We start from the raw sequence: 20,644 nt of genomic DNA, 5'->3' as shown, positions 1-20,644 counted from the left end.
CGCGGTCATTTGCCAGTACGCTGGAACCGCGCCACTTCAACGAACAGGTCGGAGTTGGCCGGGTCGTCCAGGTACGCCAGCACCCGCGCAGCCGGGCTGTCGATCAGCACGCCGTCGCCGTTGTCTTCCGGCACCTCGGTGCCACGCCCGGTCAGTTCCTTCTTGTCCACCGCCTGCTGCACCTGCTCGACGTCCAGGTTGTACACCACCAGTTCCTTGCCATCGACGATATCGAAACCGCCAATCAGGAAGTTGCCACCCAAGCGCTTGGGCACGCCGGCCGACAGGTACCAGCGGTTGCCGTGGCGGGAAACGGTGAATACATATTCCTCGGGCTTCTTGCCCTTGGCCGTGGCAACGGCCTTGTAGGCATCTGCACCGCTGCGGCTGATGGTCAGCTTCAGCGGCTCGCCCCAGGCGTCCTTGCTGCTCCACTTGCCCAACAGGGCCTTGGGCGCCGTCTGGTTACTCGGCAACGGCTCATGGAAGGTCACCAGACAACCGCCCAGCAGCAGGAATGACAAAGTCAACAGCACCACACGCCAGGCTTTCATCAGGTTCTCCTTGAAAAGTCGGTCTCGGCTCAGGCCGACGCCAGCACCAGCTGCAGGTATCGGGTAAGCATAGCGAGCATCTGCCCATCGGCTTGCGCATTCGCATCCTTGAGCAGGCCCTGATATTCCATCTGCTCGATAATCGCCGTCAACATTTGGGCGTCCTGTTCCGGTTGCCGCGAACCCACCACCTGCAGCAATTGCCGAGTACCGTGCAACAGGATCTGCTCATGGGCACGTACCAGCTCGGCCAGCCGTGGGCACAGCAATGCCTCCTGACGGAAGGCCTGTTCGGCCATCAGGAAGTCGCGCCGGGTCAACAGTTGCCGCTGTACATAGTCGGCCGTCATGCGGGCTACATCGTCAGCCAGCCGCGCCCGTGCCTGCGGGGTGCCGTCACCCTGGGCCAGCAACTGGCGCAACACGACCTCGGTATTGGCCCACAGCTTGGCCATGTAGGCCGCGCTGCGCTCGACGTACTGGGCGAAGGTGTCGGTGAGCAGGTCCTCGATGTCCTTGAAGTAGTAGGTGGTGGCCGACAGCGGCACAGCGGCCTCGGCGGCCACGGCACGGTGGCGCACCCCGCGCACGCCATCGCGCACGACGATGCGCATGGCGGCGTCAAGGATCAGCTGGCGGCGCTGTTCGCTGCCTTGGCGGGCAGTCTTGCGGCCTTGGTATTGCACGCTTTCGGCGACGGCGGTGGCGATGCCGGCGGCGCCCTGGTCAGGCATGGCGGGTGTCACGGGGATACCTCATGGGCAGTGTTTCGTCAGTGCCGGCCTCTTCGCGGCTAAAGCCGCTCCTACAAGGACCGCACAGCATTCACGCCTTGCGCAACCGTTGTAGGAGCGGCTTTAGCCGCGAAGAGGCCAGTACAGACAACATAAAGCTTCAGGCAAGAAAAAGCCGCCTCGAAAGGCGGCTCGTTCACAACACTCAGGCCTGCGGACGCATGTGCGGGAACAGGATCACGTCGCGGATCGACGGCGAGTTGGTCAGCAGCATCACCAGACGGTCAATGCCGATGCCTTCACCGGCGGTCGGCGGCATGCCGTACTCCAGGGCGCGCACGAAGTCGGCGTCGTAGTGCATGGCTTCGTCGTCACCGGCGTCCTTCTCGGCCACCTGGGCCAGGAAGCGCTCGGCCTGGTCTTCGGCATCGTTGAGCTCGGAGTAGGCGTTGGCGATTTCGCGGCCACCGATGAACAGCTCGAAGCGGTCGGTAACTGCCGGGTTGTCGTCGTTACGGCGGGCCAGCGGCGACACTTCGAACGGGTACTCGGTAATGAAGTGCGGCTGCTCCAGCTTGTGCTCGACCAGCTCTTCGAAAATCATCACCTGCAGCTTGCCCAGGCCTTCGTGGCCCAGCACCTTGGCACCGGCCTTCCTGGCGATGTCGCGGGCGCGGTCGACGTCCTGCAGGTCGGCAGCGGTCAGCTCCGGGTTGTACTTGAGGATCGAGTCGAACACCGACAGGCGGGCGAACGGTTCGCCGAAGTGGAACACCTTGTCGCCGTACGGCACGTCGGTGCTGCCTAGTACCAGCAGCGCCAGTTCGCGGAACAGTTCCTCGGTGAGGTCCATGTTGTCGCGGTAGTCGGCGTAGGCCTGGTAGAACTCAAGCATGGTGAATTCTGGGTTGTGACGGGTCGAAACGCCTTCGTTACGGAAGTTGCGGTTGATCTCGAACACCTTCTCGAAGCCACCCACGACCAGGCGCTTGAGGTACAGCTCCGGCGCGATACGCAGGAACATGGCCATGTCCAGGGCGTTGTGGTGGGTTTCGAACGGCTTGGCCGCGGCACCACCCGGGATGGTCTGCAGCATCGGGGTTTCCACTTCGAGGAAGTCACGCTCGATGAGGAACTTGCGGATGTGCGAGATCACCTGCGAACGCACACGGAAGGTGTGGCGGGTTTCTTCGTTGACCATCAGGTCGACGTAACGCTGGCGGTAGCGCTGTTCGGTGTCGGTGAGGCCGTGGTGCTTGTCGGGCAGTGGGCGCAGCGACTTGGTCAGCAGGCGCACGTTGGTCATTTCGACGTACAGGTCGCCCTTGCCGGAGCGGGCCAGGGTGCCTTCGGCGCTGATGATGTCGCCCAGGTCCCAGGTTTTGACGGCGGCCAGGGTTTCTTCTGGCAGGGTTTTGCGGTTGACGTAGACCTGGATACGACCGGTCATGTCCTGGATCACCATGAACGAGCCACGGTTGAGCATGATACGGCCGGCTACCTTGACCGGGATCGCGGCTGCTTCCAGCTCTTCCTTGGTCTTGTCCGCGTACTGCTTCTGCAGGTCGTTGCAGTAGCTGTCGCGACGGAAGTCGTTGGGGAAGGCGTTGCCCTTGGCACGCTCGGCGGCAAGTTTTTCCTTGCGCAGGGCGATCAGGGCGTTTTCTTCCTGTTGCAGGTCTTGCGATTCGGTCTTGAGGTCGCTCATGTCGTCATTCTTTCCATCAGGTATTCGTTGCCCTTTTCGGGCAGGGCACGCGATACCGGCGGGTAGCCAGGTATCGCGGCAGTGGTGTGCGGCTTACAGCCCTTGCTTGAGGCTCGCTTCCAGGTACTGGTCGAGGTCGCCGTCCAGCACCTTCTGGCAATCGCTGCGCTCGACGCCGGTACGCAAGTCCTTGATGCGCGAGTCATCCAGCACGTACGAGCGGATCTGGTGGCCCCAGCCGATGTCCGACTTGCTGTCTTCCAGCGCCTGCGAGGCGGCGTTGCGCTTCTGCATTTCCAGCTCGTACAACTTGGCCCGCAGCATTTTCATGGCGGTGTCCTTGTTGGCGTGCTGGGAACGTTCGTTCTGGCAGGCCACCACGGTGTTGGTCGGCACGTGGGTGATACGGACGGCCGAGTCGGTGGTGTTCACGTGCTGACCACCGGCACCGGAGGAGCGGTAGGTGTCGATACGCAGGTCGGACGGGTTGATCTCGATTTCGACCTTGTCGTCGATTTCGGGCGACACGAACACTGCCGAGAAAGAGGTGTGACGACGAGCACCGGAGTCGAACGGGCTCTTGCGCACCAGACGGTGCACGCCGATTTCAGTCCGCAGCCAGCCGAAGGCGTATTCACCCTTGATGTGTACGGTCGCGCCTTTGATACCGGCGACTTCGCCTTCGGACAGCTCGATGATGGTGGCATCGAAACCACGCTTGTCGGCCCAGCGCAGGTACATGCGCAACAGGATGTTGGCCCAGTCCTGCGCTTCGGTACCACCGGAGCCGGCCTGGATGTCCAGGTAGGCGTTGTTCATGTCCATCTCGCCGCTGAACATGCGACGGAACTCAAGCTGGGCCAGGTTTTCTTCCAGGCCTTCCAGCTCGGTCACGACATCGCTGACGGCGCCTTCGTCATTTTCCTCGACGGCCATGTCGAGCAGGTCCTGGCAGTCGCCCAGGCCGTTGGACAGCTTGTCCAGGGTCTCGACGACCTGGGCCAGCATGGCACGCTCACGGCCCAGGGCCTGGGCGTACTCGGGCTTGTTCCAGACGTTGGGGTCTTCCAGCTCGCGGTTGACTTCGATCAGGCGGTCATGCTTGTGATCGTAGTCAAAGATACCCCCGAATTGACTGGGAACGCTCGGTGAGGTCCTTGATGGTGTTCAGGATCGGTTGGATTTCCATGGGCTGGCTACTCGTGCGAATACGGTGAAAAGCCCGCGAGTATAACCGAGTCCGCCGCACGGCGGCAGACCCGCCGGGCAGTCAACAGCCGCGAAAAAACCAACAGAAAACCCCTGTCAGGCGATGCCGACCTGGTTACGGCCGCCATTCTTGGCCAGGTACAGGCCTTTGTCCGCCGCCGAGATCAACTGCCGGCAATGGCTGCCGACGGCCGGGGTCTGGGTGGCCAAGCCAATGCTCACGGTCAGGTACGAGTCGGCCACTGGCGCGGTATGCGGGATGCCCAGCCCCAATACGGTCTGGCGCAGCTTCTCGGCCACCAGGCGTGCCCCACCAGGCGAGGTGTTGGGCAGCACCAGGGCAAACTCCTCGCCGCCGTAACGTGCCGGCAGGTCGGTGGGCCGCGAACACGAAGCCCGAATGGCTTCGGCGACCTGGCGCAACGCCTCGTCGCCGGCCAGGTGACCAAAGCTGTCGTTATAGGCCTTGAAGTAGTCGACGTCGATCATCAGCAACGACAACTGCTGTTGTTCACGCATCGCCCGACGCCATTCCAGCTCCAGGTACTCGTCGAAGTGGCGGCGGTTGGACAGCCCGGTCAGGCCATCGGAGTTCATCAGACGCTGCAGCATCAGGTTGGAATCGAGCAACTGCTGCTGGCTGACGCGCAGGGCACGGTAGGCCTCGTCGCGTTGTAGCAGGGTGAGGTACGAGCGCGAGTGGTAGCGGATACGCGCCACCAGCTCGATGGTGTCGGGCAGCTTGACCAGGTAATCGTTGGCACCGGCGGCAAAGGCCGCGCTCTTGACCAGCGGGTCTTCCTTGGTCGACAGAACGATGATCGGGATGTCCTGGGTCGCCGGGTTGTTACGGTACTCGCGCACCAGGGTCAAGCCGTCCAGGCCAGGCATGATCAGGTCCTGGAGGATAACCGTGGGCTTGATGCGCATGGCCTGGGCCACCGCCTGGTGCGGGTCGGCGCAGAAGTGGAAGTCGATGTTGTCTTCATTGGCCAGGCCACGCCGCACCGCTTCGCCGATCATGGCCTGGTCATCGACCAGCAGCACCATCGCCGAGTTTTCGTTGGGGGTCGCGAAACCTTCGATCGGTAAATCAATCATACCTGTTCACCCGATCACGACCGGTTTGGCGGCGTGATTCAATACATTTCGTCATTTTGCGAAAAATTCCATCAAGCGCCCGGCGATGCGTTCCAGCGGGCGAATTTCCACGGCGGCATCGATGGCCGCAGCGGCCTTGGGCATGCCGTACACCGCACTGCTGGCCTGGTCCTGGGCAATGGTCAGAAAACCCTGCTGACGCATCAGTTTCAGGCCTTGGGCGCCGTCACGCCCCATGCCGGTAAGCAGCACACCCACCGCATCGCCATTCCAGTAACGTGCCACGCTCTCGAAGAACACATCGATCGAGGGCCGGTAGATTTCATTGACAGGTTCGGCAGTGTAGGCCAGTTGGCCGTTCTGTAGCAGCCGAATGTGGTGGTTGGTACCGGCCAGCAACACCTGCCCGGGCTGCGGCGGTTCGCCTTCACGGACCAGGCGCACCGGCAGGCCTGCTGCGCTGCTGAGCCATTCGGCCATGCCGGCGGCAAACACCTGGTCCACATGCTGGACCAGCACGATGGCCGCCGGAAACGCAGCCGGCAAGCCCTTGAGCAATACTTCAAGCGCTGCTGGGCCGCCCGCCGACGAGCCGATCGCCACCAGCCCGCGACGTTGGGAAGCCTCGCGCAGCGGTGTAGCCACCGGCCTTGCTGCCGGGGCGCGCTGCTGGCCGACCAGCCAGCCGATATTGAGAATTTTGCGCAGCAGGGGTGCGGCCGCTTCACGGGCATCACCCGCCCCCAGCGCCGGCGTATCGACCACGTCGAGGGCGCCATGGCCCATGGCCTCGAACACCCTATGCACGTTCTGCTTGCGGTCGACCGTAACGATGACGATGGCGCACGGGGTTTCGGCCATGATCCGCCGAGTGGCCTCCACGCCGTCCATCACCGGCATGATCAGGTCCATGAGGATCAGGTCCGGCAGTTGCTCGGCGCAGCGTTGCACCGCTTCGGCGCCATTGCTGGCTACCCACACCACCTGGTGCGCGGGCTCGAAGGCGACCGCACGACGCAGCGCCTCGACGGCCATGGGCATGTCATTGACGATGGCGATCTTCATCCCTGAGCACCTCCGATCAGCTCCACCACAGCATCCAGCAACGCATCGTCGTGGAAACTGGCCTTTGCCAAATAGTAGTCGGCGCCGGCATCCAGGCCACGCCGTCGGTCCTCCTCACGGTCTTTGTAGGACACCACCATCACGGGTAGCGATTGCAGGCGCTGATCACGGCGCACCAGGGTCACCAGTTCGATACCGTCCATGCGCGGCATGTCGATGTCGGTGATCAGCAAGTCGAAGTCCTCGCCGCGCAGGGCGTTCCAGCCGTCCATGCCATCTACTGCCACCGCCACGTCGTAGCCACGGTTGCCCAGCAGCTTGCGCTGCAGTTCGCGCACGGTCAGCGAGTCATCGACTACCAGCACCCGCTTGCGGGTCACCCCGCGAACGCCACTGCTGCCGCGCTCGATGCGCTCCAGGCTGCCGGTGCTGAGCAGTTTTTCCACCGAGCGCAGCAAGTCTTCGACATCGACGATCAGTACCACCGAGCCATCATCCAGCAAGGCGCCGGAGGAAATGTCCTGCACCTTGCCCAACCGTGGGTCGAGAGGCATTACCACCAACACACGCTCGCCCACCAGACGCTCCACGGCCACGCCGTACAGTTGCTCGCGCTCACGGATTACCACCACCCGCAGGCTGGCTTCGTCACTTTGCCCGGCTGGGCGGTTGAGCAACTGGCTGGCCGCCACCAGGCCAATGTGCCGGCCTTCGTGCCAGAAGTGCTGACGGCCTTCGATCTGAACGATCTGTTCAGCGGTCACTTCCAGCGTGCGTTCGATATAGGCCAGCGGGAAGGCGTAGGCTTCACCGCCCACCTCGACCACCAGGCTACGCACCACCGACAGGGTCAGCGGCACCTGCAAGTGGAAGCGACAGCCCTGCCCCGCCACCTGCGTCAGCTCGATCGAGCCGCGCAGTTCGCGAACCATGTGCTGCACCGCATCCAGCCCCACACCGCGCCCGGACACTTCGGTGACCTTGTCACGCAAGCTGAAACCGGGCAGGAACAGGAACGTCAGCAGCTCCGCATCGCTCATCCGCGCCACCGTGTCGGCAGGTGACAGGGCGCGCTCGACGATGCTGCTGCGCAGGCGCTCCAGGTCGATGCCGGCACCATCGTCGATCAACTCCAGGCTGAGCATGCCTGCCTGGTGCGAAGCGCGCAGGCGGATCACGCCCTCGTCTGGCTTGCCCGCCAGCAGCCGCCTTTCTGGCAGTTCGATACCGTGGTCGACGGCATTGCGTAACAGGTGGGTCAGGGGCGCTTCGAGCTTTTCCAGCACATCGCGGTCGACCTGGGTCTTCTCGCCGTCCACCACCAGTCGCACCGGTTTTCCCAGCGAGCGCCCAAGGTCACGCACCATACGGCTTTGCCCGGTCAACACGTCGGCGAACGGGCGCATCCGGCAGGCCAGGGCGGTGTCGTAGAGCAACTGCGCACGCTGGCTGGCCTGCCAGCCGAACTCGTCCAGGTCGGCCGCCTGCTGCTGCAGGATCTGCTGGGTTTTCGCCAGCAGCCGCTGGGTTTGCGCCAGGGCTTCGAGCACCTCGCTGCTTTGGCCACTGTCCTCCAGTTGCATGCGCAGGCCGTCGAGCGCCTGCATGCCCTGACCGTGCATGCGTTTGAGGCGCTGCAAGGTGGCCAGGTATGGCTTGAGCCGCTGGGTTTCCACGAGCGACTTGCTGGACAAGTCGAGCAGGCTGTTAAGACGGTCGGCGGTGACACGCAGTACCCGCTCGGCCCCTTCGCCAACGCGCTTGCCGGGCTTGCGCCGCAGGACAGGCTCGGGCTCCGGCTCGGGTTCAGCCGGGTCGACTGGCACTACCAGCGGTTCAGACGGCAAGGTCGCCACCTGCGGTTCCGCTTGCAGCGGGGCGGCCAGCGGCACCGCAGGCACGGTCGCAGCGCCTGGGTCGAGCAAGCTGGCCATTTGTGCAAGAAATACCGGCAAGGTCGCCTGCGCCACGGCATCGCCTGGTGTGGCGATGCGCATTAGCAAGTCGGTCCCCTGCAACAGCGCGTCGATATGCTCGGCGCTCAACCGCAAGCGGCCCTCCTGGGCGGCTACCAGGCAATCTTCCATAACGTGGGCGACACTCACGCCGGCATCCACCCCGACGATACGCGCGGCCCCCTTCAACGAATGGGCGGCGCGCATGCAGGCCTCAAGCTGGTCGGCCTGGGTGGGGTTGCGCTCCAACGCCATCAGGCCGGCGCTGAGCACCTGGGTTTGCGCCTCGGCCTCCAGGCTGAACAGTTCGAGCAACGATGCATCGCGCATTTGCTCTGGGGTCATGACAGGCTCCGCTGCACGGCAGACAGTAAATGTTGATCGTCCAGCACTCGCACGCTGCGCCCACGCCACTGCAGCACTGCGGCAGTGAAGCGCGTGGCGTCCTGGCCACTGCCCAGCAGCAGCGGGTCGAGCCGGTGAATACCGTCGATTTCCTCTACGGCCATTACCACAGGGCCACCTTCGGCAGCCAGAATCAGCATGCGTGGCATCGCCCTGCCGCTACGTTGTTCGTCGGTGCCGGCTTGTACGCCCAGCAAATCGGCCAGTGACAGACACGGCACCAGGGCACCGCGAACATTGGCAACCCCCTGCAACACCCGCGAGCGCTGGTGCGGCAGCGCATGCACAGCCTGCAACGGGGCGATTTCGGCCAGGCTGGCGGTGGCCAGTGCCAACCACTCTTCGCCCAGGCGGAACAACAGCATGGAACGGCCGGTGTTTTCTTCAACCGGCTGCGCCGCCGCGGCCTGGTGGTCCTGCATCAGCGCGTAGCGGTCAAGCAGGCGTGTTGCCGCAGCCGCATACACGTCGCAATTGCGGCAGTGCACATGACGCGCCAACAGCGGGCATTGCTTGTCGCCGTGCACACCAATACGGTTCCAGCAATCGTCGATGTGCGCGTCGTCTTCGGCGAGTAGCTGCATCGCAGTGTCACCCTTCATCGTTCAGGCTCCCGGCCAACCCGCGCTGCACGCTCCTGCAGGCGTCGGGCACCGGCCTGGTCGCCCTGGGCCGCCAGCAAGGCCGCCAGGTGCACCAGCGCCTCAGGGTGTTGCGGCTCAAGGTACAGCGCCTTGCGGTAGTGGGTCAGTGCCTGTTGCGCATCGCCGTCGGTATCACTGAGCAACCCCAGCCAGTAGTAAACCTGTGCCGACGGCGCGTACTGGCCCAGGTAGCGCTGGCATTCGGCACGCGCCTGTTCGCTGGCGCCAGCATTGGCAAGCCGGGCGATACTGGCCAGCAGGTCGTTTGCGTCCTCGCGTTTGGGTTCGCGGGTCGGCGCGGGTCTAGCGACTACCGGTACTGCCCGTAACGGACGCGGCAATGGCGCGGCGGGGGGTGGATAACCCACCGGGGCGTGCGGTAGCACGGTACGCCGTGCAGGTTGTGCCGGGGCCAAGGCCTGTGGGGCGCTACTGCCTTCTTGGCGCACGTAGGCGAACGATTGGGCAATGCCCAGCGGGCGCATTCCCATCCGCGCCAGCAAGCTGCCTTCGGCCGGGCCGATGAACAATACACCCTGCGGATGCAGCAGACGCTTGAGCACTTCGAACACACGCTGCTGGGTCGCCACGTCAAAGTAGATCAACAGGTTGCGGCAGAACACGAAGTCGTACAGGCCATCGCGGGTGGCCAACGCCGGGTCAAGCACATTGCCCACTTGCAGGCTCACTTGCCGCTGCACCCGCTCATGCAGGCGATGGCCTTCGTCGAGGGCATCGAAGTAGCGCTCGCGAAAGCCTAGGTCGCTGCCCCGGAAGGCGTTGCGCCCGTATACGGCCTTCCCGGCCTTGGCCACCGAATTGGGGCTGATGTCCATGCCGTCGATCAGGAACGCCCCCGGCGCGATGCCGGCGTCGAGCAGGGCCATGGCCAGCGAATAGGGCTCCTCGCCTGTCGAGCATGGCAGGCTGAGCAGGCGCAGTGGCCGTGCTCCGGCCAATTCGGCCAGGCGTTTGTGTGCCAGGCTGGCCAGGGCTGTGAAGGATTCCGGGTAGCGGAAGAACCAGGTTTCCGGGACGATCACCGCTTCGATCAACGCCTGTTGCTCATCGGCCGACTGCTGCAGGCGCAGCCAGTAATCATCCAGGTCGATGGCGTTCATGGCCACGCAACGCTGGCGCAGCGCGCGCTCGACCATGGGCGCACCCACCGATTCGACGTCCAGGCCAATGCGCTCGCGCAAGAAGCGGAAGAAACGTTCGTTCATGTCGGCATCCCTGTCGGCTCGACCGTGTACAGCAGTTGGTGCACGGCATCAGGCAACAGATCGTTGACTTCGATGCGTTGCAGCAGGCCTTGGTCATCCTGGCGTACCGGCCCCAGGTACGGGGCTTCGCCGCTGTCCACACCATAGGGCTGGAACTCGTCGGGGCGGCAGCGCAACGTCTCGGTGGCCTGCTCCAGGATCAGTCCCAGTTGCAGGCCACCCCGATAATGCACCAACACCAGACGGGTACTGGTACGGTGTGCCGCAGGCTGGCCAAAACTCAGCGCAGCAAGGTCGATCACCGGTACCAGTTGCCCACGATGGGAAAGGATCCCCGCGACCCAGCCCGGTGCCTGGGCTATCGGTTTGAGCGGCTGGCGCGGCAACACCTCGATGACCTCGTGCACGCTCAGGGCAAAACGCTGTTCCCCGATACAAAACTGCAGGTACAGCGCCCCTTTGGCGTTGTCCGCCCGTGCGGCGTGCGGGTGCAAGTCGTTCATCGCGGTCAGACTTTGAAGCGCGACACGCCGCCACGCAGGCCAGCGGCCACCTGGCTCAGCTCATCGATGGCAAAACTGGCCTGGCGCAGCGACTCAACAGTCTGGGTGCTGGCATCGCTGAGCTGGGCCAGCGCCTGGTTGATCTGCTCGGCACCGGTGGCCTGGGCCTGCATGCCTTCGTTGACCATCAGCACACGCGGCGCCAAAGCCTGCACCTGGTGAATGATCTGGCTGAGCTGCTCGCCCACCTGTTGCACCTCGAACATGCCGCGGCGCACCTCTTCGGAGAACTTGTCCATGCCCATGACCCCGGCCGATACCGCCGACTGGATCTCGCGCACCATCTGCTCGATGTCGTAGGTGGCCACGGCGGTCTGGTCGGCCAGGCGGCGCACTTCAGTGGCCACCACGGCAAAACCACGGCCATACTCGCCGGCTTTTTCCGCCTCGATGGCAGCGTTGAGCGACAGCAGGTTGGTCTGGTCGGCGACCTTGACGATGGTCACCACCATCTGGGTGATGTTGCTGGCCTTTTCATTGAGGATGCCGAGTTTGGCATTGACCAGGTCGGCAGCGCCCATCACTTGGTGCATGGTCTCCTCCATGCGCGCCAGGCCCTGCTGGCCGGAGCCTGCAAGGCTGGAGGCCTGGTCGGCGGCCGAGGTGACTTCGGTCATGGTGCGCACCAGGTCACGTGAGGTGGCGGCAATCTCCCGCGAGGTAGCGCCAATTTCCGTGGTGGTGGCGGCCGTCTCGGTAGCGGTGGCTTGCTGTTGTTTGGATGTAGCGGCGATTTCAGTGACCGAAGTGGTTACCTGCACCGACGAGCGCTGGGCCTGGGCCACCAGGTTGGCCAGTGCCTCGGCCATTTCGTTGAAACCGCTTTCGATGGCGCCAAACTCGTCTTTGCGGTCCAGGCTCAGGCGCATGCTCAGGTCGCCGGAGCGCAGCTTGTCGAGGGCGTGAACAATGCGCTGCATCGGGGCGGTGATGGCACGCATCAGCAACAGGCCGCAAATGCCAGCGGCGACGATCGCCAGCAACAGCGAAACCACCATGCTGCCTTTGGCCGTGCTCACGGCACTGACGATTTCGCTGGTGGCCGCGTCGGCAGAAGCCCGGTTGTTCTCGATCACTTCATTCAGGTGCTTGCGCCCGTCTACCCAGGCAGGGGTGAGTACATCGGTAATCAGCCGCTGGGCTTCGTCGTAGTTGTGCTGGCGATAAGCATCCAGTACCTGGCCTATCAGCTTCATGTAGTTTTCTTCGAGCTGAACGAAGGCGTCGAAGCGGGTCTGGTCGTCTTTCTCCTGAATGGTGGCCTGGTAGCTGGCCATGTGTTGCTTGAGCCTGTCTTCAAAGCTCTTGAACAGCTCCATGTCAGCCGAAGTGATTTCGCGGTGGTTGGACAGGCCCACTAGTTGCTGGCTGGTGACATAGCTGTCGACCCAGGCACTGCGGATCATCGAGCTGTAGTAGACCCCGGGAATGCTGTCGGTCCCCACCGCCTCTTCGGCGGTTTCGATGGCAACCAACCGCGAGTAGGCGGCCACGATCATCAACAACATGATGGCGATGATCACGGCGAAACTTGCCAGGATCCGTTGGCGCAAGGTCCAGTTCTTCACATTCAGCCCTCAGGAATTCACAACGAGCGGGAAAAATCGCCGAAGTATAGCCCAGAGGCCTTACAGATTTGCGGGTTAAGTGAGGCCAAACGCACAGCAGTCGAAGTTTTTGTAGGAGCGGCACGATCCCGACACAAGGCCGCTCCTACACACGTTCTGCGCCGACTATTGGCCGGCGGCGAGACGGGCCTGGCTCTCCAGCTCCTGGCGCAGCGCCGGGTCCAGCCGCAGTTGGCGGGCGAGTTCATCCAGGTAGGCACGCTCCATGAAGTTTTCCTGGTCGACCATCAACACGCTGGCCAGGTACATCTCGGCCGCCATCTCTGGTGTTTGCGCAGCGCGGGCGACTTCGGCCGGGTCCAGCGGCTTGTTCAGTTCGGCATGCAGCCAGTGCTGCAGTTCGCGGTCGCTGTCCAGGCGGGTGAACTCACCTTCGATCAGCGCCCGCTCGCGCTCATCGATGTGGCCATCGGACTTGGCCGCCGCCACCAGCGCCCGCAGCACGGCCTGGCTGTGCTGCTCGGCCTGGGCGGGCGGCAGGCGGTCGACGGTTTGCGGTTCGGCTACGGCCACCCGCTGGTTGGCCTGCCAGTTGCCGTAGGCTTTATAGGCCAGCACCCCCAGCGCGGCCAGGCCACCGTAGGTCAGGGCCTTGCCGCCGTACTTGCGGGCCTTCTTGCTACCCAGCAACAGGCCCAGTGCCCCGCCACCCAACAGGCCGCCACCGGCTCCGGACAACAGCCCGCCAAGCCCACCGGCAGCGCCCCCAGCCTTGCTGGCGCCCCCTTGCTTTTCGAGCAGTTGCTGGCCGGATTTGAGGAGTTGATCAAGCAAGCCCCGGGTGTTCATTCGCGTGTCTCCACGTAAGAAAATTCAATCGCCAGAGTAAGGCTTGGCGCAGTACACGCCATCGTGGATTTGCTTCGGGATGTTGCATTGGCTGGCAAAAAGCCAACTAGACTCGATATCGCCAATACCTCGCGCAACCGCACTACGCTTATAACAATTGCTTCACGGCTTGCTTGATGACTGCCCCGACCAAGATCTCCAAGAAGAGGGAACACCATGTCAGTGCACAAGACCGCATTGCTCAGCGCCATGACGGGCGCCGTGCTGGCCAGCGCCAGCCTGCAGGCTGCCGAACCGCCCAAGGCCCTGGGGCCTGGCGAGGGGCGCCTGGATATCGTCGCCTGGCCGGGCTACATCGAGCGCGGTGAAAGCGACAAAGCCTACGACTGGGTGACCGGTTTCGAGAAGGAAACCGGCTGCAAGGTCAGCGTGAAAACGGCCGCCACCTCGGATGAAATGGTCAGCCTGATGACCAAGGGCGGTTACGACCTGGTCACTGCCTCGGGCGATGCTTCGCTGCGGCTGATCGTGGGCAAGCGCGTGCAACCGATCAATACCGCACTGATCCCCAACTGGAAAAACCTCGACCCGCGCTTGCAGAACGGTGGCTGGTACGTGGTCGACAAGCAGATTTATGGCACCCCGTACCAGTGGGGGCCGAACGTGCTGCTGTACAACACCAATACCTTCAAGCAGCCCCCCACCAGCTGGGGCGTGGTGTTCGAGCCGCAGAACCTGCCCGACGGCAAGCCGAACAAAGGCCGCGTGCAGGCCTACGACGGGCCGATCTACATCGCCGACGCAGCGCTGTACCTGAAATCGGCCAAGCCGGAGCTGGGCATCAAGGACCCGTACGAGCTGAACGAGGCACAGTACAAGGCCGTGCTGGAGCTGCTGCGCCAGCAGCAACCGCTGATCCACCGTTACTGGCATGACGCCACGGTACAGATGAGCGATGTGAAGAACGAAGGCGTGGTCGCCTCCAGTTCCTGGGGCTACATGGTCAATGGCCTGAAGGCCGAGAACCAGCCAGTGGCCTCGACCATTCCCAAGGAAGGTGCGACCGGCTGGGCCGACACCACCATGCTGCACAGCGAGGCCAAGCACCCCAACTGCGCCTACAAATGGATGGACTGGTCGCTGCAGCCGAAGGTGCAGGGTGACGTGGCGGCCTGGTTCGGCTCGTTGCCGGCGGTGCCGGCAGCATGTACCGGTAGCGAGCTGCTGGGCGCCGAGGGGTGCAAGACCAACGGGTTCGACAACTTCGACAAGATCGCCTTCTGGAAAACCCCGCAGGCCCAGGGAGGCAAGTTCGTGCCTTATAGCCGCTGGACGCAGGATTACATTGCGATCATGGGTGGTCGCTGAGGTTGCCTGAATGCCTGTAACGGCCCCTTCGCGGGCACGCCCGCGAAGGGGCCGCACAGGAGAACATTGATGTCCGGAGCCCACGCATGCCCCTAGCCGTCCAGTTCACCCAGGTTTCCCGCACCTTCGGCGAGGTCAAGGCTGTCGACCAGGTCAGCATCGACATCATCGATGGCGAGTTCTTCTCCATGCTCGGCCCTTCCGGCTCGGGCAAGACCACCTGCCTGCGCCTGATCGCCGGCTTTGAACAACCCTCCAGCGGCTCGATCCGTATCCACGGTGTCGAGGCCGCTGGTGTGCCGCCCTACCAGCGTGACGTCAACACCGTGTTCCAGGACTACGCCCTGTTCCCGCACATGAACGTGCTGGACAACATCGCCTATGGCCTGAAAGTAAAAGGCGTGGCCAAGGCCGAGCGCCACAGCCGTGCCGAAGAAGCACTGGCCATGGTGGCTCTGGCCGGCTACGGCGCGCGCAAGCCGGCGCAGCTGTCCGGTGGCCAGCGCCAGCGCGTGGCTCTGGCCCGGGCGCTGGTCAACCGGCCCCGGGTACTGCTGCTAGACGAGCCGCTGGGCGCACTGGACCTGAAGCTACGCGAACAGATGCAAGGCGAACTGAAAAAACTGCAACGCCAGTTGGGTATCACCTTCATCTTCGTCACCCACGACCAGACCGAGGCACTGTCGATGTCCGACCGGGTTGCGGTGTTCAACCGCGGCCGCATCGAGCAGGTCGACACACCGCGCAACCTGTACATGAAGCCTGCCACCACCTTCGTCGCCGAGTTCGTTGGCACCTCCAACGTGGTGCGTGGCGAATTGGCCGTGGCACTCAATGGCAGCTCGGCGCCCTTCTCCATCCGACCCGAGCACATCCGCCTGGGCGACCCGGTGGTAACCAGCCATGAGGTGCAAGTGAGCGGCGTACTACGCGATGTGCAGTACCAGGGCAGCGCCACCCGCTATGAGCTGCAGCTGGACAACGGCCAACTGTTGGCGGTAAGCCAGGCCAACGACCGCTGGCAAGCACCAGCACAGGCCTGGCAGCCTGGTCAACAGGTGCTGGCACACTGGCCCCGCGAAGCCATGACGGTGCTGCAGGAAACCGAGGCCAGCTGACATGAGTGCACTGCGTAGCCTGTCCAACCTGCTGTACCGGCGCCCCAACCTGTACCTGGCACTGCTGCTGGTACCGCCGCTGACCTGGTTTGGCGCGATCTACCTGGGCTCGTTGCTGAACCTACTGTGGCAGGGCTTCTATACCTTTGACGACTTCACCATGGCGGTGGCCCCGGACCTCACCCTGGGCAACTTCGCCGCGCTGTTCAACCCGTCGAACTTCGACATCATCCTGCGCACCCTGGGCATGGCCGTGGCCGTGTCGTTGGCCAGCGCGGTGCTGGCCTTCCCCATCGCCTATTACATGGCGCGCTACACCAGCGGCAAGACCAAGGCGTTTTTCTACATCGCGGTGATGATGCCGATGTGGGCCAGCTACATCGTCAAGACCTATGCCTGGACCCTGCTGCTGGCCAAGGGCGGCGTGGCGCAGTGGTTTGTCCAGCAGCTGCACCTGGACGGGCTGCTGCAAGCGGTGCTGGCCGTGCCGGGCGTGGGCGGCAGCACGCTGTCGACCTCCCACCTGGGGCGCTTCATGGTGTTCGTGTACATCTGGCTGCCGTTCATGATCCTGCCGATCCAGGCCTCGCTGGAGCGCCTGCCGCCTTCACTGCTGCAGGCCTCGGCAGACCTCGGCGCACGGCCTGGGCAAACCTTCGTCCAGGTGATCTTGCCGCTTTCGATTCCGGGCATTGCGGCCGGCTCGATCTTCACGTTCTCGCTCACCCTGGGCGACTTCATCGTGCCGCAACTGGTCGGCCCGCCCGGCTATTTCATCGGCAGCATGGTCTATGCCCAGCAAGGGGCGATCGGCAACATACCGATGGCTGCCGCGTTCACTTTGGTGCCGATCGTGCTGATTGCGGTGTACCTGTCCATCGTCAAGCGCCTGGGGGCCTTCGATGCACTCTGAAAAAGCATCAACGGGGCTGCGCCTGGCGGCCTGGGGCGGGTTGCTGTTTTTGCATTTTCCGATCCTGATCATCTTCCTGTACGCCTTCAACACCGAAGACGCGGCGTTCAGTTTCCCACCCAAGGGTTTTACCTTGAAATGGTTCGCCGTAGCCTTCGCCCGGCCCGATGTACTGGAGGCAATCAAGCTGTCGCTACAGGTGGCCTGCCTGGCCACGCTAATCGCCCTGGTCCTCGGCACGCTGGCCTCGGCGGCGCTGTATCGGCGCAATTTCTTTGGCAAGGAGAGCATTTCGCTGATGCTGATCCTGCCCATCGCCCTGCCCGGCATCATCACCGGTATAGCCCTGCTTTCAGCGTTCAAGACCTTGGGTATCGAACCCGGCGTGTTCACCATCGTGGTCGGCCACGCCACGTTCTGCGTGGTCATCGTCTACAACAACGTGATCGCCCGCCTGCGGCGCACCTCGCAAAGCCTGATCGAAGCCTCGATGGACCTGGGCGCCGATGGCTGGCAAACCTTCCGCTACATCATCCTGCCCAACCTCGGCTCGGCGCTGCTGGCCGGCGGCATGCTGGCCTTTGCCCTGTCGTTCGATGAAATCATCGTCACCACCTTCACTTCCGGCCACGAACGCACCCTGCCGATCTGGCTGCTCAACCAGCTCAGCCGCCCACGCGACGTGCCGGTGACCAACGTGGTCGCCATGCTGGTGATGCTGGTGACCATGCTGCCGATCCTTGGCGCCTATTACCTGACCCGCGGCGGTGAAAGCGTCGCGGGCAGTGGCAAATGACCCTGGAGGAGTCCCCCGATGCAAACGCAGATGCTGATCAATGGCCAACTGGTCGCTGGCCAAGGCCCGGCCTGGACCGTGCTCAACCCGGCGCTGGGCACTGCCCTGGCGCAGATCAATGAAGCCACCGAAGCCCAGGTGGACAGCGCCGTGCGCGCCGCCGACCAGGCCTTCGACAGCTGGTCGCAAACCAGCCCCAAGGACCGCTCGCAAGCCTTGCTGGCGCTGGCGGATGCCATCGAAGCCCATGGCGATGAACTGGCCCGGCTTGAATCGCAGAACTGCGGCAAGCCGCTGAGTGCCGCGTTGAATGACGAAATCCCGGCCATTGCCGACGTGTTCCGCTATTTTGCCGGTGCCGCGCGCTGCCTGGGCGGTTCGGCGGCCGGCGAGTACCTGCCGGGCCACACCTCGATGATCCGCCGCGACCCGCTGGGCGTGGTGGCTTCGATCGCCCCGTGGAACTACCCGTTGATGATGCTGGCCTGGAAGATCGCCCCCGCTCTGGCCGCTGGCAACACCGTGGTGATCAAGCCTTCCGAATTGACGCCACTGACCGCCCTGCGCCTGGGTGAGCTGTCTCAGGACCTGCTGCCACCGGGCGTACTGAACATCCTGTTCGGCCGCGGCCAGACGGTGGGCAACCCGCTGGTCAATCACCCCAAGGTGCGCATGGTGTCGCTGACCGGTTCGATCCCTACCGGCGCGCACATCATCAGCGCCACCGCCGACAGCGTGAAACGCATGCACATGGAACTGGGTGGCAAGGCCCCGGTGCTGGTGTTCGACGATGCCGACATCGACGCTGCCGTTGATGGCATCCGCACCTTCGGCTTCTACAACGCCGGCCAGGACTGCACCGCCGCCTGCCGCCTGTATGTGCAGGACGGGATCTACGAGCGCTTTGTCGAGCGCCTAGGTGAAGCCGTCGCAAGCCTCAAACCCGGCCTGCAAGATGCCGAGGACACCGAGCTGGGGCCACTGATCAGTGCCCAGCACCGCGACAAGGTAGCCGGCCTGGTACAGCGCGCCATCGCCCAGCCGCACATTCGCCTGGTGACGGGGGGCAAGGTGATCGATGGCGAGGGCTTCTTCTTCGAGCCGACGGTGCTGGCCGATGCCCAGCAGGATGACGAGATCGTGCGCAATGAAGTGTTCGGCCCGGTGGTGTCGGTCACCCGCTTCACCGACGAAGCGCAGGCACTGGAGTGGGCCAACGACTCCAACTACGGCCTGGCCTCATCGGTATGGACCCGCGACACCGGCCGCGCCCACCGCCTGGCAGCGCGCTTGCAGTATGGCTGCACCTGGGTGAACACCCACTTCATGCTGGTGAGCGAAATGCCCCATGGCGGGCAGAAGCATTCGGGGTACGGGAAGGACATGTCGATGTATGGGCTGGAGGACTACACCTGTGTGCGGCATGTGATGATCAAGCATTGAGGAAGGCTCTGGAGTAGGGCGTTAGATTTGTATGGCCTGAGAAATCGAGCGCCGCCCGCGCGGCGCATCGCGAGCTGCGCTCGCTCCTACGTTTGTTTCGGGCCTGTTATGCCTGTGACAGACGCGCGCGACCACCTTGTTTGTATGACGCGATATAGAGCCATGCGCCAAAGCGTTCGCGCACAAACTTCACAGGAGTAATTGGCCTGAAACTAACGTAGGAGCGAGCGCAGCTCGCGATGCGCCGCGCGGGCGGCGCTCGATTTCAGCCCTACACAAAATTTTTGCCAACCACCCGCAAGCCGACAATGCTAGTCGCGCAGATCCGACTCGTGAATCGGGTTGGCCCGGCTGGTCGCACGTTGGTACTGCGCGGGCCAGGTAGCTTTGTTACCGCCCAGGTCATCATCGGCATGCAGCGGCCAGTATGGGTCGCGCAGCAGTTCGCGGGCGAGGAAGATGATGTCGGCCTGGCCGGTCCGCAAAATGTGCTCGGCCTGAGCCGGTTCGGTGATCATGCCCACGGTGCCGGTGGCGATTTCCGATTCCTTGCGCACGCGTTCGGCGAAGCGGGTCTGATAGCCGGGGCCGGTAGGGATCTCGGCGTTTACCGAAGTGCCGCCGGAAGATACGTCGATCAGGTCGACACCCAAACCGCGCAGTCGGCGGGCCAGTTCGACGGTTTCATCGGGGTTCCAGCCGTCTTCGACCCAATCGGTTGCCGATACCCGCACCAACAGCGGCAATTCGGCCGGCCAGATCTTGCGCACGGCCTCGACCACTTGCAGGGTCAGGCGGATGCGGTTCTCGAAGCAGCTGCCGTACTCGTCGCGGCGCTGGTTACTCAACGGGGACAGGAACTGATGCAACAGGTAGCCATGGGCCGCATGGATTTCGACCACCTTGAAACCGGCCTTCAAGGCGCGCTCGGTCGAGGCGACGAAGGCAGCGATCACACCCTGGATCTCGTCGTGGTTCAATTCACGTGGCGGCGTGTGTTGTGGGTCGAACGCAATCTTTGATGGCCCTACTGGCTGCCAGCCACCGTCTTCGAGCTTCACACTGCCCTGCTTGCCCAGCCATGGGCGATAGGTACTGGCCTTGCGCCCGGCGTGGGCCAGCTGGATACCAGGCACGGCACCTTGTGCGGTGATGAAGCGGGTAATACGTTGCAGCGGGGCGATCTGAGCGTCGTCCCACAGGCCAAGGTCTTCGGCGGTGATGCGGCCATCCGCGGTGACCGCCACGGCTTCAGTGATAACCAGGCCTGCACCACCCACGGCGCGGCTGCCCAAATGAACAAGGTGCCAATCGTTGGCCAGGCCATCGACGGCGGAATACTGGCACATCGGTGACACAGCGATGCGGTTGGGCAGGGTCAGCTGACGCAGGGTGTAAGGCTCGAGCAGCAGGCTCATGAGGGCA

Annotated in this window: 18 protein-coding genes; 5 read left to right on the top strand and 13 right to left on the bottom strand. The window is 63.6% G+C overall.

Annotation, left to right across the window (positions count from 1 at the left end; all coding sequences use genetic code 11):
• Positions 1-5: 5 nt before the first annotated feature.
• The 12 genes from ACF8MI_RS04510 to ACF8MI_RS04455 all read right to left on the bottom strand — a co-directional run bounded on the left by ACF8MI_RS04510 (position 6) and on the right by ACF8MI_RS04455 (position 13,581).
• Positions 6-554, bottom strand: coding sequence for a hypothetical protein (locus ACF8MI_RS04510; RefSeq protein WP_060497369.1), 549 nt, complete (start codon positions 552-554; stop codon positions 6-8).
• Between the two features lie 29 nt (positions 555-583).
• On the bottom strand, positions 584-1,288 hold the full coding sequence (locus ACF8MI_RS04505; protein ID WP_156867980.1) for a TetR/AcrR family transcriptional regulator: 705 nt from the start codon (positions 1,286-1,288) through the stop codon (positions 584-586).
• Positions 1,289-1,493: 205 nt separating this feature from the next.
• Positions 1,494-2,996 (bottom strand): lysine--tRNA ligase, encoded by a 1,503-nt coding sequence (lysS, locus tag ACF8MI_RS04500; RefSeq protein ID WP_019097638.1) that lies wholly within the window; start codon positions 2,994-2,996, stop codon positions 1,494-1,496.
• A gap of 93 nt (positions 2,997-3,089) precedes the next feature.
• A protein-coding gene (prfB, locus tag ACF8MI_RS04495; RefSeq protein ID WP_097083287.1) for a peptide chain release factor 2 occupies positions 3,090-4,185 on the bottom strand; the annotation gives its coding sequence in 2 pieces (ribosomal slippage) (positions 3,090-4,112 and positions 4,114-4,185; 1,095 coding nt in all).
• Between the two features lie 116 nt (positions 4,186-4,301).
• Complete coding sequence (gene wspR / locus ACF8MI_RS04490; RefSeq protein ID WP_060497371.1) at positions 4,302-5,306, bottom strand: Wsp signal transduction system regulator diguanylate cyclase WspR; 1,005 nt, start codon at positions 5,304-5,306, stop codon at positions 4,302-4,304.
• Between the two features lie 51 nt (positions 5,307-5,357).
• Positions 5,358-6,371, bottom strand: coding sequence for a Wsp signal transduction system protein-glutamate methylesterase WspF (wspF, locus tag ACF8MI_RS04485; RefSeq protein WP_200928758.1), 1,014 nt, complete (start codon positions 6,369-6,371; stop codon positions 5,358-5,360).
• The gene (locus tag ACF8MI_RS04480; RefSeq protein WP_200928759.1) at positions 6,368-8,671 is read right to left on the bottom strand and encodes a hybrid sensor histidine kinase/response regulator; all 2,304 of its coding nucleotides are present in this window, start codon (positions 8,669-8,671) and stop codon (positions 6,368-6,370) included. The genes wspF and ACF8MI_RS04480 overlap by 4 nt, the downstream gene beginning before the upstream one ends.
• The gene (locus tag ACF8MI_RS04475) at positions 8,668-9,333 is read right to left on the bottom strand and encodes a chemotaxis protein CheW (protein WP_200928760.1); all 666 of its coding nucleotides are present in this window, start codon (positions 9,331-9,333) and stop codon (positions 8,668-8,670) included. Before ACF8MI_RS04475 ends, ACF8MI_RS04480 begins: the two co-directional genes overlap by 4 nt.
• Positions 9,330-10,601 (bottom strand): CheR family methyltransferase, encoded by a 1,272-nt coding sequence (locus ACF8MI_RS04470; RefSeq protein WP_392517377.1) that lies wholly within the window; start codon positions 10,599-10,601, stop codon positions 9,330-9,332. The genes ACF8MI_RS04475 and ACF8MI_RS04470 overlap by 4 nt, the downstream gene beginning before the upstream one ends.
• Entirely contained in the window at positions 10,598-11,104 is a 507-nt protein-coding gene (locus ACF8MI_RS04465; RefSeq protein ID WP_104834083.1) for a chemotaxis protein CheW, read from the bottom strand. The genes ACF8MI_RS04470 and ACF8MI_RS04465 overlap by 4 nt, the downstream gene beginning before the upstream one ends.
• A 5-nt stretch (positions 11,105-11,109) precedes the next feature.
• A complete protein-coding gene (locus ACF8MI_RS04460) occupies positions 11,110-12,732 on the bottom strand; it encodes a methyl-accepting chemotaxis protein (RefSeq protein ID WP_104834082.1) in 1,623 nt (540 codons plus the stop codon).
• Between the two features lie 165 nt (positions 12,733-12,897).
• On the bottom strand, positions 12,898-13,581 hold the full coding sequence (locus tag ACF8MI_RS04455; RefSeq protein ID WP_060497377.1) for a tellurite resistance TerB family protein: 684 nt from the start codon (positions 13,579-13,581) through the stop codon (positions 12,898-12,900).
• Positions 13,582-13,797: 216 nt separating this feature from the next.
• Here ACF8MI_RS04455 and ydcS point away from each other — a divergent pair, with 216 nt between their 5' ends.
• From ydcS to ACF8MI_RS04430, 5 genes are all read left to right on the top strand, one after another.
• Positions 13,798-14,949 carry a putative ABC transporter substrate-binding protein YdcS gene (gene ydcS / locus ACF8MI_RS04450; RefSeq protein WP_104834081.1) on the top strand — a complete coding sequence of 384 codons (1,152 nt, stop codon included), beginning with the start codon at positions 13,798-13,800 and terminating at the stop codon, positions 14,947-14,949.
• An 86-nt stretch (positions 14,950-15,035) separates the two neighbouring features.
• The gene (locus tag ACF8MI_RS04445; protein WP_186723132.1) at positions 15,036-16,067 is read left to right on the top strand and encodes an ABC transporter ATP-binding protein; all 1,032 of its coding nucleotides are present in this window, start codon (positions 15,036-15,038) and stop codon (positions 16,065-16,067) included.
• A 1-nt stretch (position 16,068) separates the two neighbouring features.
• Complete coding sequence (locus tag ACF8MI_RS04440) at positions 16,069-16,980, top strand: ABC transporter permease (protein ID WP_060497380.1); 912 nt, start codon at positions 16,069-16,071, stop codon at positions 16,978-16,980.
• The gene (locus ACF8MI_RS04435) at positions 16,970-17,776 is read left to right on the top strand and encodes an ABC transporter permease (RefSeq protein ID WP_060497381.1); all 807 of its coding nucleotides are present in this window, start codon (positions 16,970-16,972) and stop codon (positions 17,774-17,776) included. Before ACF8MI_RS04440 ends, ACF8MI_RS04435 begins: the two co-directional genes overlap by 11 nt.
• 18 nt (positions 17,777-17,794) lie before the next feature.
• Positions 17,795-19,219 carry a gamma-aminobutyraldehyde dehydrogenase gene (locus ACF8MI_RS04430; protein ID WP_060497382.1) on the top strand — a complete coding sequence of 475 codons (1,425 nt, stop codon included), beginning with the start codon at positions 17,795-17,797 and terminating at the stop codon, positions 19,217-19,219.
• Between the two features lie 311 nt (positions 19,220-19,530).
• Here the strand turns inward: ACF8MI_RS04430 and ACF8MI_RS04425 are convergent, their stop codons facing one another.
• On the bottom strand, positions 19,531-20,637 hold the full coding sequence (locus ACF8MI_RS04425; RefSeq protein WP_060497383.1) for an NADH:flavin oxidoreductase/NADH oxidase: 1,107 nt from the start codon (positions 20,635-20,637) through the stop codon (positions 19,531-19,533).
• Between the last annotated feature and the right edge of the window lie 7 nt (positions 20,638-20,644).

The sequence above is a fragment of the Pseudomonas sp. yb_9 genome, from assembly GCF_043103635.1.
Classification (GTDB): domain Bacteria; phylum Pseudomonadota; class Gammaproteobacteria; order Pseudomonadales; family Pseudomonadaceae; genus Aquipseudomonas; species Aquipseudomonas monteilii.
Note: the sequence above shows the minus strand (reverse complement) of the source record. Positions and strands in the feature narration are given on the sequence as shown.

Bases quoted from the DNA above. Each gene is read 5' to 3' on its own strand.
- ACF8MI_RS04440 (WP_060497380.1), top strand. From the start codon at position 16,069: ATGAGTGCACTGCGTAGCCTGTCCAACCTGCTGTACCGGCGCCCCAAC.
- ACF8MI_RS04465 (WP_104834083.1), bottom strand. From the start codon at position 11,104: ATGAACGACTTGCACCCGCACGCCGCACGGGCGGACAACGCCAAAGGG.
- wspR (WP_060497371.1), bottom strand. From the start codon at position 5,306: ATGATTGATTTACCGATCGAAGGTTTCGCGACCCCCAACGAAAACTCG.
- ACF8MI_RS04470 (WP_392517377.1), bottom strand. From the start codon at position 10,601: ATGAACGAACGTTTCTTCCGCTTCTTGCGCGAGCGCATTGGCCTGGAC.
- ACF8MI_RS04430 (WP_060497382.1), top strand. From the start codon at position 17,795: ATGCAAACGCAGATGCTGATCAATGGCCAACTGGTCGCTGGCCAAGGC.
- ACF8MI_RS04425 (WP_060497383.1), bottom strand. From the start codon at position 20,637: ATGAGCCTGCTGCTCGAGCCTTACACCCTGCGTCAGCTGACCCTGCCC.
- ACF8MI_RS04445 (WP_186723132.1), top strand. From the start codon at position 15,036: ATGCCCCTAGCCGTCCAGTTCACCCAGGTTTCCCGCACCTTCGGCGAG.
- ACF8MI_RS04480 (WP_200928759.1), bottom strand. From the start codon at position 8,671: ATGACCCCAGAGCAAATGCGCGATGCATCGTTGCTCGAACTGTTCAGC.
- wspF (WP_200928758.1), bottom strand. From the start codon at position 6,371: ATGAAGATCGCCATCGTCAATGACATGCCCATGGCCGTCGAGGCGCTG.
- lysS (WP_019097638.1), bottom strand. From the start codon at position 2,996: ATGAGCGACCTCAAGACCGAATCGCAAGACCTGCAACAGGAAGAAAAC.
- ACF8MI_RS04435 (WP_060497381.1), top strand. From the start codon at position 16,970: ATGCACTCTGAAAAAGCATCAACGGGGCTGCGCCTGGCGGCCTGGGGC.
- ACF8MI_RS04505 (WP_156867980.1), bottom strand. From the start codon at position 1,288: ATGCCTGACCAGGGCGCCGCCGGCATCGCCACCGCCGTCGCCGAAAGC.
- ACF8MI_RS04510 (WP_060497369.1), bottom strand. From the start codon at position 554: ATGAAAGCCTGGCGTGTGGTGCTGTTGACTTTGTCATTCCTGCTGCTG.
- ydcS (WP_104834081.1), top strand. From the start codon at position 13,798: ATGTCAGTGCACAAGACCGCATTGCTCAGCGCCATGACGGGCGCCGTG.
- ACF8MI_RS04475 (WP_200928760.1), bottom strand. From the start codon at position 9,333: ATGAAGGGTGACACTGCGATGCAGCTACTCGCCGAAGACGACGCGCAC.
- ACF8MI_RS04455 (WP_060497377.1), bottom strand. From the start codon at position 13,581: ATGAACACCCGGGGCTTGCTTGATCAACTCCTCAAATCCGGCCAGCAA.